Below are 14,391 nucleotides of genomic sequence, written 5' to 3' on the forward strand. Positions count from 1 at the left end.
ACTCGTGGACGCCACACTCAAAGTCCTCCGCCTCGATCGCGGCCTGCTCGCGAAGCCGGTCCTCGAGGACCTGGCGGCGCTCGCCGTCAGCCGCTTCACCTCCGCCTTCGCGGCGGCCTCGACCTGGTCCTGCTGCCAGCCGGAAAGCTGCTCCCACAGCCCCGCGGCCGGCCCCGCGGGTCAGGCGGTGGACCGCGCGGTCCATGGCGGGAATCACGTGCGGGGCGATCCTGGCGAAGGCGCGGGTCGATGACACCTTCTGCATGAGGTGTACTCCGGACGGCATCAGGCCGTCACCCCTCGCTCCGCCACTCCCACCGCCTCCTCCTCCGTCTCCGTACCGCCGAAGAGCCCCGCGACCCGCGCCGCGCGCTCGCGCAGGCGGTGGGCGGGGCCGAACAGCAGCTCGTCCGACGCCGCCCGCTTGAAGTAGAGGTGCGCGTCGTGCTCCCACGTGAAGCCGGTCCCGCCGTGCAACTGAACGGCCTCCCCCGCGGTCGTACGCAGCGCCTCGACGGCCTGCGCGAGCGCGAGGCCCCCGGTCGCCGGGTCCCAGGCCGCGTAGTACGCCGCCGAGCGCGCCGCCTGCACCTGTACGTAGAGGTCGGCCAGCCGGTGCTTGACGGCCTGGAAGGAGCCGATGGCCCGCCCGAACTGCTCACGTGTCCTGACGTGATCGACGGTTCGCTCCAGGGCCTGCGAGGCGGCCCCGACCGCCTCGGCGGCGAGCACGACAGCGGCGGTACGCCCGGCTTCCGCCAGCGCGCCCGGCACGTCGGCGGCGTCATCGGCCCCGAGCAACTCGCCTTCCGTGTCCCGCAATTGGATGCGCGCCTGGGGCCGGGTCTCGTCCAGGGCCGTCTGCCGTACGCGGACGAGCCCCGGAGCGTCGGCCCGTACGAGGAACAGCAGGGTGCGGCTGCGGGCGAAGCCGCCGGTGTGGGCGGCGACGAGCAGCAGGCCGGCGCTGTGCCCGTCGAGCACCTGCGGGGCTTCCCCGTACAAGGTCCAGGTTCCGTCTCGTTCATCAGCCACCGTACGCCGGGCCTGTACGCCGCCGGACCGGCTGCCGCCCGCCCACTCGCCGCCGGCGTTGCCGCCGGTGAGGGCGAGCGCGGCGGAGAGATTGGCGCCGGGGACGGCGAGGGTGGCGGTCAGCGTGCCGTCGGCGACGGGTGGGAGCAGGGCGGCGCGCTGGGCTTCCGTACCCAGTGCGGCGATCAGCGGTGCGGCGAGCGCGGCCGTGGCGAACAGTGGGGACGGCAGCAGGGCGCGGCCCGTTTCCTCGCAGGCGAGGGCGAGTTCGACGGTCCCGCAGCCGACTCCGCCGTAGGCGGCGGGGAGGGCGAGGCCGGGCAGCCCGATCTGTTCGGCGAGGTGCCGCCAGAGGTCGGCGTCGTAACCGGCGGTGGTCCGTACGGCCGACTTCACCTCGTCGGGACCGCATCGCTTGGCCAGCAGTTCGCGCAGCGTGCGCCGGATCTCGTCCTGCTCCACGGTGAAGGCGGTGTCCATGGAACTCCCTCCCCTGACTGACGGGCCGTCATATTAGGGGTGAGGGGGTGAGATGCACAGGGGTGTGGGAGGGATGCTTTCCCACCTCCCCGCACTCTATAGCTGATGTACCGTCAGCTTTATGCTGTCAACGCCGCCGGTCCACCCACGCCGCAAGGCCGCCATCGTCGGCACAGCCCTCTCCGACTGCGGACGTGTCGACGACGCCACCCCCTACGCCCTGCACGCCCAGGCCGCCCGCCGCGCCCTCGCCGACTCCGGGCTCGACCGGTCGGTCATCGACGGCTTCGCGTCGGCCGGCCTCGGCACGCTCGCGCCGGCCGAGGTCGCCGAGTACCTGGGGCTGCGCCCCACCTGGGTCGACTCGACCAGCGTCGGCGGCTCCACCTGGGAGGTCATGGCCGCGCACGCCGCGGACGCGATCGCCGCCGGCCATGCCAACGCCGTACTGCTGGTGTACGGCTCGACGGCCCGCGCCGACATCAAGGCGCGGCGCCGCACCGCGAACCTCTCGTTCGGCGCGCGCGGCCCGCTGCAGTTCGAAGTCCCGTACGGGCACACCCTCGTCGCCAAGTACGCGATGGCCGCCCGCCGCCACATGCACGAGTACGGCACGACCCTGGAGCAGCTCGCCGAGGTCGCCGTCCAGGCGCGGGCGAACGCGGCCACGAACCCCGCCGCGATGTTCCGCGACCCGGTGACGGTGGACGACGTACTCTCCGGCCCGCTGATCGCCGACCCCTTCACCAAGCTGCACTGCTGCGTCCGCAGCGACGGCGGCTGCGCGGTGCTGATGGTGGCGCAGGAGTACGTACCGGACGCGGCGAAGGAACCGGTCTGGGTGCTGGGCGCGGGGACCGCCGTATCGCACACCACCATGTCCGAGTGGGAGGACTTCACGGTCTCCCCGGCGGCCGTCTCCGGGCGCCTCGCCTTCGAGCGTGCCGGAGTGCGTCCGTCGGACATCGACCTCGCCGAGATCTACGACGCCTTCACCTACATGACGCTGGTGACGCTGGAGGATCTCGGCTTCTGCGAGAAGGGCGCCGGGGGCGCGTTCGTCGAGAAGGGCCGGCTGCTGCGCGACGGCGGGCTCCCGGTGAACACCGACGGCGGCGGCCTGTCCGCCTGCCATCCGGGGATGAGGGGCCTGTTCCTGCTGGTGGAGGCGGTACGGCAACTGCGCGGCGAGGCGGGCGAAGGCCAGGTGCACAGGGCGGGCGGCGGGCTGCCGGAGCTGGCGGTGGCGTCGGGGACGGGCGGCTGGTTCTGCTCGTCGGGGACGCTGGTGCTGGGACGCTAGCCGTCGGGCCCCAGCACCAGGCCGGCCCGCCCCTGGCTTACCTTTGGTGCCGGCTCACCGGCGGTCGGTGGCCCGCGGGTGCCCAGTGCCGGCGAAGGTGATCCACAGGTGTCGCGGGCGGTGTCCGCGAGGTACCAGACACGACCCCCGCTGGTCACTTCGATCTGCCACTGCTCGCAGGTCTGCCCTCGATGGGTACCGTGCGCCAGATTGCCCTTCAGCCGGTGGTGCCGGGGCGTTTCAGCCGTCGGCCTGGGATCCATTCGCATGACCGTCCAGGCGCGGAAGGTGTTCTCCCGGGCCTGCTGGGCGAGGCTCTCCCAGCCCTTGGCCGAGGCCGCGTCGGCGAAGCGCACTTCCCAGTGCCCCTCGGGTGCGGGGGGTGCGGCGCGGTCGCCGCGACCCGCCGTCACGCGACGTCTCGCGGGGCGGGCACCGGGCCATAGTCCTCGCCGTGGTCCCTGGTCAGCGCTGCCAACAGCTCGGGGTCGGAGTAGACCTCGGCGGTGTGCTGCCAGGCGGTGAGCATCTGGGCGAGGGAGGCGCTGTTGCCGATGGAGTCAGCGGCACGCATGGTGTCGACCAGCTCCATGGCGAACGCGTGGACGTCGGGCTCGGGGAGGTAGCGGACCCAGGGAAAGGCGTCCGGCAGTACGTCCAGGAGCAGCTCCATGCTGCCGGGTTCCCGCCGTGCCATCGCGGCCAGCATCCGGGTGGCGGCCGACACCACGGTCTGGTCCTGCTCGGCCCGCGCCGCGGTCGTGAGGACGAGGTCCTCCCCGTCTCTGCGGTGCAACAACAGGCGTGGCGACTCCTTGAGCCGAGCAAGGGTCTGCTTGTTCTTGTTCACCAGCTCGGAGAAGTTCACCGCAGTGCTTTCGATGCCCATAACTTTGAAGGTACTTCGAAAGTTCCGCACTGTCATCACCCGAAGGTGGCAGGACGGCCGCTGCGACGCGCGGTGTGCAATGGGGCCATGAGCGACGCACAGAATGCCTTTCGGGACCTGCTCCGCTCCCAGCGCGTCTGGGACACGGAGCTTGCCGCCTTCGACACCGCTGCCGCACCGCCCGAGCCGGTCGCGCTCTTCCATACCTGGTTCGCCGAGGCCGTCGCCGCCGGGCAGCCCGAGCCGCACACCATGAGCCTGGCGACCGTCGACGAGGACGGCCTGCCCGACGTACGGACGCTGATGCTGCACGACGCGGACGACCGCGGCTGGCACTTCGCGTCCCACTCCACCAGCGCGAAGGGCCGCCAGCTGGCCGCCCACCCGCACGCGGCGCTCGGGTTCTACTGGGCGGCGCAGGGCCGGCAAGTGCGGGTCAGGGGCGCGGTGACCACCGGGAAGCGGGAGGAGAGCCTGGCCGATCTGCACGCGCGGTCGACGGGGGCGCTCGCCTCCGCGCTGGTGGGGCGGCAGAGCGAAGTACTGCCGCGGTACGAGGATCTGGTGCGTGCGTCGGAGGCCGCGTGGGAGCGTGCGCAGGCGGAGCCTGAGGCGGACGCGCCGACCTGGACCCTGTACGTCGTCGAGCCTGCCGAGGTGGAGTTCTTCCAGGGAGACGGCAAGCGCCGGCACGTGCGGCTGCGGTACCGGCGGGGCGGCGACGGGCAGTGGGTGCGGGAGCTGCTCTGGCCTTGAGGAACGGACTGCCGCATTTATCCGATTTCAACAATAAAAGGGGCATCATGGGAGGCAGGTGAGCCAAGGGAGGCACCGTGGCACGATCTCGCACCCGATACGCCCCGGACAGCGGCCTGACCACGCGCATGGTCACCACGATGTTCTTGATCGGACTGCTGTACGTCGTCTTCGTCGGCGTGCTTCTCGCGGCCCTGCGCGGGTCCTGGCCGATCATCCTGCTCATCACGGGCGGCCTGTTCATCGCACAGTTCTGGTTCAGCGACCGCATCGCGGCCTACGGCATGGGCGCCCGGGAAGTCACCCCCGAGGAGGCACCGGAGCTGCACGGCACCATCGACCGGATCTGCGCACTGGCCGACATGCCGAAACCCCGGGTGGCGATCGCCCAGAGCGACGTCCCGAACGCCTTCGCCACCGGCCGCGGCGAGCGCACCGCGCTCGTCTGCGCCACCACCGGCCTGCTGCGCAGACTGGAACCCGAGGAGCTGGAGGGCGTCCTCGCCCACGAGATGTCGCACGTCGCCCACCGCGATGTCGCAGTCATGACGATCGCCTCGTTCCTCGGGGTGCTCGCGGGCGTCATCACCCGTGTCGCCTTGTGGGGTGGCTTCGCCCGCAACAACCGGAGCAGCGACCCCGTCGGCATCGCGATCATGCTGATCCCGCTGATCAGCGCGGTGGTGTACGCGCTGAGCTTCCTGCTGACCCGGCTGCTCTCCCGCTACCGCGAGCTGTCCGCCGACCGCGCCGCCGCGCTGCTCACCGGTCGTCCGTCGGCGCTCGCCTCCGCCCTCACCAAGGTCGACAGTCAGATGGCACGGATCCCGACGCAGGACCTGCGGAAGGCGGAGCCGTACAACGCCTTCTACTTCGTGCCCGCGTTCGCCTCCAAGGACAGCCTGGGCCGGCTGATCTCCTCGCACCCGACGCTCGAACAGCGCCTCGACCAGCTCGCCCGCATCTCCGCCGACCTGTCCCGGCCGTAAGGAACGTTCATGGGTCTCCTCGACTCCCTCCTGGGCCGGAGCAAACCGGTCCGCCCCGACCTCGACCAGCTCTTCGCCGTCCCCTCCGCCGCCCTCACCCTCCAGGCGGGCGTGGGCTTCGCCCCCACCGGTCGCGGCTCGGTGTGCTTCGCGGGCGTGGAGGGCGGCAGCTTCGCCCGTATCCAGCAGGACGTACGGGAACTCCTCGACGCGGACACCGGCCGGGGCGGGGTCCCGGTGGAGTTCAGCCGGGACGCGTACGGATACACCTGGCTGCTCGCCCGCCACACCCCCGACGACACGGCCGCCCTGGTCAACGACCTGCACGCGGTCAACACCCTGCTCCAGGACGGCGGCTTCGGCTCGCACCTGCTGTGCTCCCTGATCGGCTTCCGGGACGCGGAGGACCGACCGCTGGCCCTGGTCTACCTCTACAAGCGCGGCACGTTCTATCCGTTCGCGCCGCTGCCGGGCGGCGAGGAGAAACGCGACAACCAGCTGGAGTTGCAGGTCAGGGCGGCACTGGGCGACGACCTCCGGGTGGAGAAGGACCTCGCTCGGTGGTTCCCGGTGTGGGGGGCGCCGGGGCTGTGAACGGTCAGCCGGTGACGGCGCCGGTGAGGAACGCGGTCCAGGCGGCGGGGGTGACGGTGAAGGTGGGACCGTCGGTGACCTTGGAGTCGCGGACGTGGACGGTGTGGGGGCAGGTGGCGACCTCTACGCAGGCTTCGCCCTCGTTGCCGCTGTAGCTGGACTTGAACCAGGCCAGCTCGGGTCCGGTGTTCACAGTTGCCCTGCCTTCGTCTCGATGAGCTCTGCGGACTTCCAGGGATTGAGCGCCTGGGCCCGCAGGATGCCGAAGAGGTCGAACAGATCGCCTACCTGCTCGGGCTTGGAGAACAACCTACCGCCGCCCTGTGCCTCGACGTACACCAGACTGCGGCCTTCTTCCGTGCACATCAACTGCATCGGCCCCATCAGTCCCGCGTGTGTGTGCTGCCGAGTCGGCATCACCTGCATGGTCAGGTGGTTCATCGTCCGCATGCAGTCCAGCAGATGCCAGAGCTGCTCCTTGAGCACCTCCGCACCCCCGAGCGACCGCTCCAGCACCGACTCCTCGATGACGAACCCGACGCGCGGCGGAGGCGTACGCGTCAGCACCGCCTGCCGCTCCAGCCTCGCCTCGACGTGCCGGAGGATCTCCTCCTCGGTGTACGCCGGTACTCGGGCCTCGTACAGCGAGCGCGCGTACCCCTCCGTCTGGAGCAGCCCCGGGATCAGCATCGTCTCGTACGCGCTGATGACCCGCGCCTGCCGTTCCAGCCGTACCCAGTCCAGAAACTTCGGCGGGTACTTCTCCTCCTCCACCAGCTCCATGCACGCCTTCAACGCGCCGCCCGCACCGAAGACTTGATCCGCGTCCCGCAGGAGGTCCAGCGCCGGAATGCGTTCCGCCCGCTCGATCGCTCCCATCAGCGACTCCGAGATCAACAGCTTCTCCGCCGAGTCCTTCTGCGTGAGCCCCGCCCGCACCCGGTGGATACGAATCAGATCCCCCACAAGCTTCCGCACCTGCGAAGGCTCACCACTCGTCCCCACAGCCACCACCACCCTCACCACATCGCGTAGATGTGGACCGCATCCTCCTGGTCACGCTACGCAACCGCCAGGATGCTCGTAGGCATGACGATCGAGAAACTCCCCGATTGGGTACCTTCCGCGGGGCATCAACTCCACCTCACCGGCATCCACTTCGACGCCATCCGCCTGCGGGGCGTACGGGGCGAGGCGGTGCTTCAGCACCTCGACACCCTCACCGACGGCGAACCCGGACCGGTCGTGCGGGAGATCGCGGGCGGGCGGTGGACGTACTTCCTGATCCCACCCGGATCGAGCAAGGAGTACGACTGGCCGCCTGGGGCCAGGTGCTTCGGCCCGGCCGCCAGGGACCAGTACGTGGGAATCCCGGCGCCGGACGGCAACACGTATCCGCTGAGCTGGCGGTGCGGGGCGCCGCAGGAGGGGGAGTTCGTGGACCCGGAGCTGCTGTACGGAGTGGTGATGGCTCAGCTGGTCCCGGACGAGGACTGACGGGCCGGGCGGAACACCGGAACCATCTCCGTCCCCTCGCCCCGCCGAAAGGCCACCCGCAACTCCATGCCGACGCCGAGGCCGGACTCCTCGCAGTCGACGACCTCCGTCATCATGCGCGGCCCTTCCGCGAGGTCGACGACTGCGGCGACGTACGGGACGCGGGCCCCGAAGGGCGGGAGGTCGTTGCGGTGGACGACCGACCAGGTGTAGAGCGTGGCGCGCCCGCTCGCCCGCTCCCAGTCGACGTCCTCGCTCCAGCAGTACGGGCAGAACTCGCGCGGGTAGTGGTGCGGCCTGGCGCAGGCGCGGCAGCGGCGCAGCAGCAGGCGGCCTTCGGCGGCGGCGTCCCAGTAGGGGCGCGTGAACGCGTCGATGTCGGGCGTCGCCGCGCCGCTCCCACTCGCGCTCATCGGAAGAGTCCGATCGCGTGGTCGAGGGACCACGTCTGCCAGGACATGGCGAAGACGGCGAGCCACTCCGCGCCGCCGAGCCCGATGGTCTGCAACCCGCTCCCCCCACCTTCGCCCATCCCACCGATCTGACGGTGTGTCAGTTCAGCGCATGCGGGGGCTGCGCGCAAGGGGCAGTGGCGGCGAGCACTCACCGTGATCGATTCGCAACCGATTTCGGTCTTGACCGAGACCCATCAACGATGTGCGCGATTACGCTCCGAATCATGGCCAATACCACTCACGACCACCCCGTCTACGTCATAGGTGGCGGACCGGGCGGACTCGCCGCCGCCGCAGCCCTGCGCGAGCGGGGCGTCCGAGCTGTCGTACTGGAGAAGTCCGGCTCCGTCGGCGCGTCCTGGCGTGGCCACTACGACCGGCTGCGCCTGCACACCACGCGGCGCCTGTCCGGCCTTCCGGGACTGCCGATGCCGCGCTCGTTCGGGCGGTGGGTGTCGCGGGACAACGTGGTCCGGTACCTGGAGAGGTACGCCGACTTCCACGAACTGGAGGTCGTCACGGGGGTCGAGGTCTCCCGTATCGACCCCGCGCCCGACGGCGGCGGCTGGCTGCTGCACGCCACCGGCGGCCGCGAGCTCACCGGCTCGGCGGTGGTCATCGCCACCGGCTACAACCACACGCCGTACGTCCCCGAGTGGCCCGGCCGCGACACGTACACCGGCGAACTGGCGCACGCCCGGCAGTACCGCAACCCGCGCCCGTACGAAGGCAAGGACGTTCTGGTCGTCGGTACGGGCAACACGGGGGCGGAGATCGCGGTGGACCTGGTGGAGGGCGGAGCGGCGCGCGTACGCCTGGCCGTGCGCACCGTCCCGCACATCGTGCGCCGCTCGACGGCCGGCTGGCCGGCGCAGGCCACCGGAATTCTCGTACGCCGCCTGCCGGTCGCCCTGGTGGACCGGGCCGGTGCCCTGATGTGCCGGCTCTCGGTCCCCGACCTCTCGGCGCGCGGCCTGCCGCGGCCCGCCACCGGGCTCTACTCCCGGGTCAAGGAGGGCGCCATTCCGGTGCAGGACGTGGGGCTCGTCGACGCGGTGAAGCGGGGGGCGGTGAAGCCGGTGGCGGCGGTCGAGTCCTTCAACGGGGACAAGGTCGTACTGGCGGACGGCACCCGGATCTCGCCACAGGCGGTGATCGCGGCGACCGGCTACCGGCGGGCGCTGGACGGTCTGGTGGGCCACCTCGGCGTACTGGACGACCGTGGCCGCCCGGTGGTGCACGGCGCGCGCACACCACCGACGGCCCCGGGCCTGTACTTCACGGGGTTCACCAACCCCATCAGCGGCATGTTCCGCGAACTGGCCATCGACGCGACGAAGATCGCGAAGGAGGTCGCCAAGAAGGTCGCGGCTGCGCACCGGGCCACCTGCTGAGCGCTTGCGCGCTCAGAGGCGGCCGGATGCCGCTGCCTCTACCAGCCCGCCCCCGCCACCTGCTTCGTGGTGACGTTCAGGCGGTTGAAGAAATTGGTTATGCCGATGTACAGCACGAGGCCGGCGAGCTGCTTCTCGTCGTAGTGCTTGGCGGCCTCGTCCCAGATGTCGTCCGGCACCGGCTCGGCCCGGTCGCTCAGCCGGGTGGCGGCCTCGGACAGGGCCAGCGCCGCGCGTTCGGCGTCGGTGAAGTGGGGCGTCTCCCGCCAGGCCGCCACCGCGTGGAGGCGTTCGTCGCTCTCGCCCGCCTTCTTCGCGCTGCGCGCGCCGCCGTCGACGCACACCCCGCAGCCGTTGATCTGGCTCGCGCGCAGGTGCACCAGCTCCAGCGTCTTCTCCGGTACGCCGCCCTTCTTCGCGGCCTTGAGCACGCTGAGGATGGCGGGCATGGCCTCGGGGATGACCACGGCGGGGTTCGGCATCCGTGCCTGCATGATTGTTCTCCTTCATGTCTGTTCGCTATTTCGTTCGTTACCGCACTGACGGAACCGGCCGGGGGAATGTGACCGATGGACGACAACGAATTTCTGGCGCAGCGCTTCGAGGCCCACCGCGGGCACCTGCGCGCCGTCGCCTACCGGATGCTGGGCTCGCTGAGCGAGGCGGAGGACGCCGTTCAGGAGGCCTGGCTGAAGCTCGGCCGCTCCGACTCAAGTGAGGTCGAGAACCTGGGCGGCTGGCTGACGACCGTCGTCGGGCGGGTGTGCCTGGACATGCTGCGCTCGCGCACGTCACGGCGCGAGGACCTGGACCCGTTCGACGGGCACGAGCACGCACATGTGCCGGATCCCGTGGTCAGCCGGGCGGACAGCGCCGACCCCGAGCACCAGGCCCTGCTTACCGACGCCGTGGGCCTCGCGCTCCTCGTCGTGCTGGAGACGCTGCCGCCCGCCGAACGGCTCGCGTTCGTACTGCACGACATGTTCGCCGTGCCCTTCGACGACATCGCTCCCATCGTCGAACGCACCCCGGCCGCGACCCGGCAGCTCGCCAGCCGGGCCCGGCGACGCGTTCAGGGGTCACCGCCGCCGGAAGCAGACCTCGGCCGGCAGCGGCAGGTGGTGGACGCCTTCCTCGCCGCGTCGCGCGGCGGTGACTTCGACGCGCTCCTCGCTCTCCTCGACCCGGACGTCGTCCTGCGGGCCGATGCCGGCGCTCTGACGCCGGGCGCGTCGGTGGTCGTTCAGGGCGCTCGGGCCGTGGTCGAGCGTGCGCTCATGTTCTCCCGGTTCGCGCCGTACGCGCGCCCGGCCCTCGTCAACGGGGCGCTCGGGCTCGTCGCGACGGTGGACGGGAAGCCGGTGTCGGTCGCGGCCTTCACCATCAGCATCACCGACGGGAAGGTCGTCGAGATCAACATCCTCGCCGACAGCACGCGCCTCAGTCGGCTCGACCTTCCGGCCCTCGACGACTGACGGGTACGGAGGGCAGTCTTGGGCCCACAGCGGCCGGGCGGGTGGCGCGTATCGCGCGCGCCCGGCCCCAGGCTTTGCCCGTCGCAGTATTCCTGACGGACCGTCAGTTGCGTAACCTGACAAGGCGTCAGTTACGTCGGCCGACGAGCAGGAGCGGGCTGAAACGATGCTTGGATCTACCCACGGCACCCTCACCACCGATCTCCGCGCCCGCGTTGTGGCCTGCGGGGAGAGTCCGCACGCCGCCGTCCACGACACGGCGAGCCCCACCGCCGTCGCGGCCGGCGACCTCGATGTCAGCGGCCGGCCGCTGTACGCCTGCGTCCCCGACCTCGACCGGTTCTTCCGGCCCGAGTCGGTGGCCGTCGTCGGCGCGTCCGACGCCGAGGGCAGGCCGAACGCCGGGATCACCCGGCAGCTGATCGCCTGGGCCGAGCGGGTCGGCGCCCGGCTGCACCCCGTCCATCCCACACGCGAGTCCGTCTTCGGACTGCCCTGCGTCTCCTCCGTCCGTGACCTGCCCGAGCAGGTCGACCTGGCCGTGCTGCTGGTCGGTGACCCGGTCCCGGTGATCGGGGAACTGTCCGAGGCCAAGGTGAAGTTCGCCGTCGCCTTCGCGTCCGGCTTCGCCGAGACGGGCGAGGCCGGCGCCGCCGCCCAGACGCGGCTGGCGGCCGCGGTCGAGCGGTCCGGCGTACGGCTGCTCGGGCCGAACACCAACCTCAACGCCTTCGAGAGGTTCCGCGACGACCTCGAAGGCCCCGCCATCGCTCTGATCACCCAGTCCGGCCACCAGGGCCGCCCCGTCCACGCCCTCCAGGAGCTCGGCATACGCCTCTCCCACTGGGCGCCCACCGGCAACGAGGCGGACCTGGAGACCGCCGACTTCATCTCGTACTTCGCCCAGCGGCCGGAGGTCGGCGCGATCGCCTGCTACGTCGAGGGCCTCAAGGACGGCCGCTCCTTCCTGCTCGCCGCCGACCGGGCCGCGCGGGAGGGGGTGCCGGTCGTCGCGGTCAAGGTGGGGCGTACGGAGGCAGGCGCCCGTACGGCCGCCTCGCACACCGGCAAGCTGACCGGCGCGGACGAGGTGGTGGACGCGGCGATGCGGCAGTTCGGCGTGATCCGCGTGGACGGGCTCGACGAACTCCAGGACACGGCAGCCCTTTTGGCGCGGGCGCGGAAGCCGGTGGCCGACGGTGTCGTCGTCTACTCGATCTCGGGCGGTACGGGCGCGCACTTCGCGGACCTGGCGACGGCGGCGGGCCTGCGGCTGCCGGAGCTCTCGGCGGCCAAGCAGGCCGAGCTGCACGAATGGATACCGGAGTATCTGAGCGTGGCGAACCCCGTCGACAACGGCGGCCATCCGGTCGGCGACTGGCGCGGCCGCAAGATCATCGACGCGATCCTGGCCGACCCGGCGGTGGGGGTCCTGATCTGCCCGATCACGGGTCCCTTCCCTCCCATGAGCGACAAGCTGGCCCAGGACCTGGCCGACGCGGCCGAGGCGACGGACAAGCTGGTGTGCGTGGTGTGGGGCTCGCCGGTCGGCACGGAGGCGGCGTACCGCGAGACGCTGCTCGGGTCGTCGCGCGTCGCCACCTTCCGTACCTTCGGCAACTGCATCTCGGCGGTACGCGCCTACCTGGCCCACCACCGCTTCACCTCCTCCTACCGCTCCCCCTTCGACGACGCGCCACGCACCCCCTCCCCCTCCTTCCGCAAGGCCCAGGCACTGATGCGCCCCGGCGAGCAGCTGAGCGAACACGCGGCGAAGCAACTGCTGCGGGCGTACGGCATCCGCGTGCCGCGCGAGCAACTGGTGACCAGCGCGGCGGCGGCCGTCCGGGCGGCGGGGCTCGTCGGCTACCCGGTGGTGATGAAGGCGTCCGGGCCGCAGCTCGCGCACAAGAGCGAGCTGGGCCTGGTGAAGGTGGGACTCACCTCCGCCAGCCAGATCCGCGACGCGTACCGCGAGCTGACGGACATCGCGCGGTACGAGGGGATCGGGCTGGACGGCGTCCTGGTGTGCCAGATGGTGGACCGGGGCGTCGAGATGATGGTCGGCGTGACACAGGACGCGCTCTTCGGGCCGACGGTGACGGTGGGGCTCGGAGGCGTGCTGGTGGAGGTACTCCGCGACGCGTCGGTACGTGTGCCCCCGTTCGGCGAGGACCAGGCGCGGGCCATGCTCGGCGAACTGCGCGGGCACGTGCTGCTGGAGGGCGTACGGGGGGCGCCGCCGGCCGATGTGGACGCGTTGGTGGAGGTCGTGCTGCGGGTCCAGCGGATGGCCCTGGAACTGGGCGACGACCTCTCGGAGCTGGACATCAACCCCCTGATGGTCCTGCCGCGCGGGCAGGGGGCGGTGGCGCTGGATGCGTTGGCGGTGTGCCGGTGAGGGGGGCGGGGGTGCGGGTGGTGCTGGGCGGCTGCTGGGTGCGCGCCCGGTGCCCCCGTCGGGGGAGGCCCGGCAACCCCGGCGCGGGCGAAACGGTGCCGCTGCGCGGGCGCGGCCCGACGCGGGAGCGGTACGGCCGCGCGGGGGCGCGGGCCGGGCGGAGGTGCGGTGCCGCTGCGCGGGGCTTTCCCGGGTAGGGGAACAGCGCCGCAGGCAACCCGCACCGCACCCGCCACACGCCCCCCCACCACCAGGAGCGAGCCCATGACGACCGATTCCCCCCTCGACGCATCCGACGCATCCGACGCATCGATCCGGCACGCCACCGACAACAACGTCTCCTGGATCACGCTCAACCGCCCCGCCGCCCTGAACGCCCTCACCCCCCACCAACGCGACCACCTCATCTCGCTCCTCACCGCCGCCTCCGCCGACCCCACCGTCCGCGCCGTCGTCATCACCGCCACCGGCAAGGGCTTCTGCGCGGGAGCCGATCTGCGCGGGGCCCCGGCGAGCAGCGGGGACCGGGTGGCGGGCGATGTCGCCCGTACGATCCGGCTCGGCGCGCAGCGGCTCATCAGTGCGGTACTGGACTGCGAGAAGCCCGTGATCGCCGCCGTCAACGGCACCGCCGCCGGGATCGGCGCCCACCTCGCGTTCGCCTGTGATCTCGTACTGGCCGCCGAGTCCGCCAAGTTCATCGAAGTCTTCGTACGGCGCGGACTGGTCCCCGACGGCGGCGGAGCGTACCTCCTGCCCCGGCTCATCGGGCCCCAGCGCGCGAAGGAGCTGATGTTCTTCGGGGACTCGGTCCCGGCCGCCGAGGCCGAGCGGCTCGGCCTGGTCAACCGCGTCGTGTCGGACGACGAACTGACCGGGACCGCCCGCGCCTGGGCCGAGCGGCTCGCAGGCGGCCCGACCCGGTCGATCACCCTCGCCAAGCAGCTCGTCAACGCCTCCCTCGACGTCGACCGGGCCACCGCCTTCGCCGCCGAGGCCGCCGCCCAGGAGATCAACATGACGACGGCGGACGCGACCGAGGGAGTGGCCAGCTTCGTGGAGCGGCGCACCCCCAAGTACCGGGGCCTGTGAGGCCGCAGGCCCTTCCAACCTGACGGATCGT

At 71.5% G+C, this 14,391-nt stretch carries 16 protein-coding genes and 1 pseudogene; 9 read left to right on the plus strand and 8 right to left on the minus strand.

Annotated features, from left to right (window positions below; genetic code table 11):
* Positions 1-172 precede the first annotated feature (172 nt).
* Both J7E91_RS35770 and J7E91_RS07660 read right to left on the minus strand, forming a co-directional pair.
* Positions 173-286: pseudogene (locus J7E91_RS35770) on the minus strand (nitroreductase family deazaflavin-dependent oxidoreductase); the annotation flags it as partial.
* Entirely contained in the window at positions 286-1,515 is a 1,230-nt protein-coding gene (locus J7E91_RS07660) for an acyl-CoA dehydrogenase family protein (protein WP_214900166.1), read from the minus strand. The gene J7E91_RS07660 and the pseudogene J7E91_RS35770, both read right to left, overlap by 1 nt.
* A 121-nt stretch (positions 1,516-1,636) precedes the next feature.
* On the opposite strand from J7E91_RS07660, the gene J7E91_RS07665 reads away from it, so the two are divergent.
* Positions 1,637-2,818 carry an acetyl-CoA acetyltransferase gene (locus J7E91_RS07665; protein WP_214900168.1) on the plus strand — a complete coding sequence of 394 codons (1,182 nt, stop codon included), beginning with the start codon at positions 1,637-1,639 and terminating at the stop codon, positions 2,816-2,818.
* Here J7E91_RS07665 and J7E91_RS07670 read toward each other — a convergent pair.
* Positions 2,815-3,231 carry a hypothetical protein gene (locus tag J7E91_RS07670; RefSeq protein ID WP_251015307.1) on the minus strand — a complete coding sequence of 139 codons (417 nt, stop codon included), beginning with the start codon at positions 3,229-3,231 and terminating at the stop codon, positions 2,815-2,817. The two genes, J7E91_RS07665 and J7E91_RS07670, sit on opposite strands and share 4 nt — an antisense overlap.
* Positions 3,228-3,707, minus strand: coding sequence for a hypothetical protein (locus J7E91_RS07675; protein WP_214900170.1), 480 nt, complete (start codon positions 3,705-3,707; stop codon positions 3,228-3,230). The genes J7E91_RS07670 and J7E91_RS07675 overlap by 4 nt, the downstream gene beginning before the upstream one ends.
* An 87-nt stretch (positions 3,708-3,794) precedes the next feature.
* Between J7E91_RS07675 and J7E91_RS07680 the strand changes: the two genes are divergently transcribed.
* The 3 genes from J7E91_RS07680 (at position 3,795) to J7E91_RS07690 (ending at position 6,046) form a co-directional block, all read left to right on the plus strand.
* Positions 3,795-4,463, plus strand: coding sequence for a pyridoxal 5'-phosphate synthase (locus J7E91_RS07680; RefSeq protein WP_214900172.1), 669 nt, complete (start codon positions 3,795-3,797; stop codon positions 4,461-4,463).
* A 77-nt stretch (positions 4,464-4,540) separates the two neighbouring features.
* Complete coding sequence (gene htpX / locus J7E91_RS07685; RefSeq protein ID WP_214900174.1) at positions 4,541-5,452, plus strand: zinc metalloprotease HtpX; 912 nt, start codon at positions 4,541-4,543, stop codon at positions 5,450-5,452.
* A gap of 9 nt (positions 5,453-5,461) precedes the next feature.
* On the plus strand, positions 5,462-6,046 hold the full coding sequence (locus J7E91_RS07690; protein ID WP_214900176.1) for a hypothetical protein: 585 nt from the start codon (positions 5,462-5,464) through the stop codon (positions 6,044-6,046).
* A 4-nt stretch (positions 6,047-6,050) separates the two neighbouring features.
* On the opposite strand, the gene J7E91_RS07695 is transcribed toward J7E91_RS07690, so the two are convergent.
* Together J7E91_RS07695 and J7E91_RS07700 are read right to left on the minus strand one after the other, a co-directional pair.
* On the minus strand, positions 6,051-6,239 hold the full coding sequence (locus J7E91_RS07695; RefSeq protein ID WP_214900178.1) for a DUF397 domain-containing protein: 189 nt from the start codon (positions 6,237-6,239) through the stop codon (positions 6,051-6,053).
* Positions 6,236-7,024, minus strand: a complete 789-nt coding sequence (locus J7E91_RS07700; protein ID WP_308376167.1) for a helix-turn-helix transcriptional regulator — start codon at positions 7,022-7,024, stop codon at positions 6,236-6,238. The genes J7E91_RS07695 and J7E91_RS07700 overlap by 4 nt, the downstream gene beginning before the upstream one ends.
* A 111-nt stretch (positions 7,025-7,135) precedes the next feature.
* Between J7E91_RS07700 and J7E91_RS07705 the strand changes: the two genes are divergently transcribed.
* A complete protein-coding gene (locus J7E91_RS07705) occupies positions 7,136-7,543 on the plus strand; it encodes a hypothetical protein (RefSeq protein WP_214900180.1) in 408 nt (135 codons plus the stop codon).
* On the opposite strand, the gene J7E91_RS07710 is transcribed toward J7E91_RS07705, so the two are convergent.
* Positions 7,519-7,956, minus strand: coding sequence for a Zn-ribbon domain-containing OB-fold protein (locus J7E91_RS07710; protein ID WP_214900182.1), 438 nt, complete (start codon positions 7,954-7,956; stop codon positions 7,519-7,521). The genes J7E91_RS07705 and J7E91_RS07710 overlap by 25 nt on opposite strands.
* 266 nt (positions 7,957-8,222) lie before the next feature.
* Here J7E91_RS07710 and J7E91_RS07715 point away from each other — a divergent pair, with 266 nt between their 5' ends.
* Entirely contained in the window at positions 8,223-9,392 is a 1,170-nt protein-coding gene (locus J7E91_RS07715; RefSeq protein WP_251015308.1) for an NAD(P)/FAD-dependent oxidoreductase, read from the plus strand.
* Between the two features lie 38 nt (positions 9,393-9,430).
* On the opposite strand, the gene J7E91_RS07720 is transcribed toward J7E91_RS07715, so the two are convergent.
* Positions 9,431-9,886, minus strand: a complete 456-nt coding sequence (locus tag J7E91_RS07720) for a carboxymuconolactone decarboxylase family protein (protein ID WP_214900185.1) — start codon at positions 9,884-9,886, stop codon at positions 9,431-9,433.
* 75 nt (positions 9,887-9,961) lie between these two features.
* Between J7E91_RS07720 and J7E91_RS07725 the strand changes: the two genes are divergently transcribed.
* The 3 genes from J7E91_RS07725 (at position 9,962) to J7E91_RS07735 (ending at position 14,360) form a co-directional block, all read left to right on the plus strand.
* Complete coding sequence (locus J7E91_RS07725; protein WP_214900187.1) at positions 9,962-10,867, plus strand: sigma-70 family RNA polymerase sigma factor; 906 nt, start codon at positions 9,962-9,964, stop codon at positions 10,865-10,867.
* Positions 10,868-11,033: 166 nt separating this feature from the next.
* Positions 11,034-13,268, plus strand: a complete 2,235-nt coding sequence (locus J7E91_RS07730; protein ID WP_214900189.1) for an acetate--CoA ligase family protein — start codon at positions 11,034-11,036, stop codon at positions 13,266-13,268.
* A 264-nt stretch (positions 13,269-13,532) separates the two neighbouring features.
* Positions 13,533-14,360: an enoyl-CoA hydratase/isomerase family protein gene (locus J7E91_RS07735; RefSeq protein ID WP_214900191.1), complete on the plus strand. Its 828-nt coding sequence runs from the start codon at positions 13,533-13,535 to the stop codon at positions 14,358-14,360.
* The last annotated feature ends 31 nt before the right edge of the window (positions 14,361-14,391 follow it).

Source organism: Streptomyces sp. ISL-99, from assembly GCF_018614005.1.
Lineage (GTDB): Bacteria > Actinomycetota > Actinomycetes > Streptomycetales > Streptomycetaceae > Streptomyces > Streptomyces flavidovirens.

What these genes read in the sequence shown, in the direction of transcription:
- J7E91_RS07660 (WP_214900166.1), bottom strand. Translation starts at nt 1,515, where the DNA reads ATGGACACCGCCTTCACCGTGGAGCAGGACGAGATCCGGCGCACGCTG.
- J7E91_RS07665 (WP_214900168.1), top strand. Translation starts at nt 1,637, where the DNA reads ATGCTGTCAACGCCGCCGGTCCACCCACGCCGCAAGGCCGCCATCGTC.
- J7E91_RS07675 (WP_214900170.1), bottom strand. Translation starts at nt 3,707, where the DNA reads ATGGGCATCGAAAGCACTGCGGTGAACTTCTCCGAGCTGGTGAACAAG.
- J7E91_RS07680 (WP_214900172.1), top strand. Translation starts at nt 3,795, where the DNA reads ATGAGCGACGCACAGAATGCCTTTCGGGACCTGCTCCGCTCCCAGCGC.
- J7E91_RS07690 (WP_214900176.1), top strand. Translation starts at nt 5,462, where the DNA reads ATGGGTCTCCTCGACTCCCTCCTGGGCCGGAGCAAACCGGTCCGCCCC.
- J7E91_RS07705 (WP_214900180.1), top strand. Translation starts at nt 7,136, where the DNA reads ATGACGATCGAGAAACTCCCCGATTGGGTACCTTCCGCGGGGCATCAA.
- J7E91_RS07710 (WP_214900182.1), bottom strand. Translation starts at nt 7,956, where the DNA reads ATGAGCGCGAGTGGGAGCGGCGCGGCGACGCCCGACATCGACGCGTTC.
- J7E91_RS07715 (WP_251015308.1), top strand. Translation starts at nt 8,223, where the DNA reads ATGGCCAATACCACTCACGACCACCCCGTCTACGTCATAGGTGGCGGA.
- J7E91_RS07720 (WP_214900185.1), bottom strand. Translation starts at nt 9,886, where the DNA reads ATGCAGGCACGGATGCCGAACCCCGCCGTGGTCATCCCCGAGGCCATG.
- J7E91_RS07725 (WP_214900187.1), top strand. Translation starts at nt 9,962, where the DNA reads ATGGACGACAACGAATTTCTGGCGCAGCGCTTCGAGGCCCACCGCGGG.
- J7E91_RS07730 (WP_214900189.1), top strand. Translation starts at nt 11,034, where the DNA reads ATGCTTGGATCTACCCACGGCACCCTCACCACCGATCTCCGCGCCCGC.
- J7E91_RS07735 (WP_214900191.1), top strand. Translation starts at nt 13,533, where the DNA reads ATGACGACCGATTCCCCCCTCGACGCATCCGACGCATCCGACGCATCG.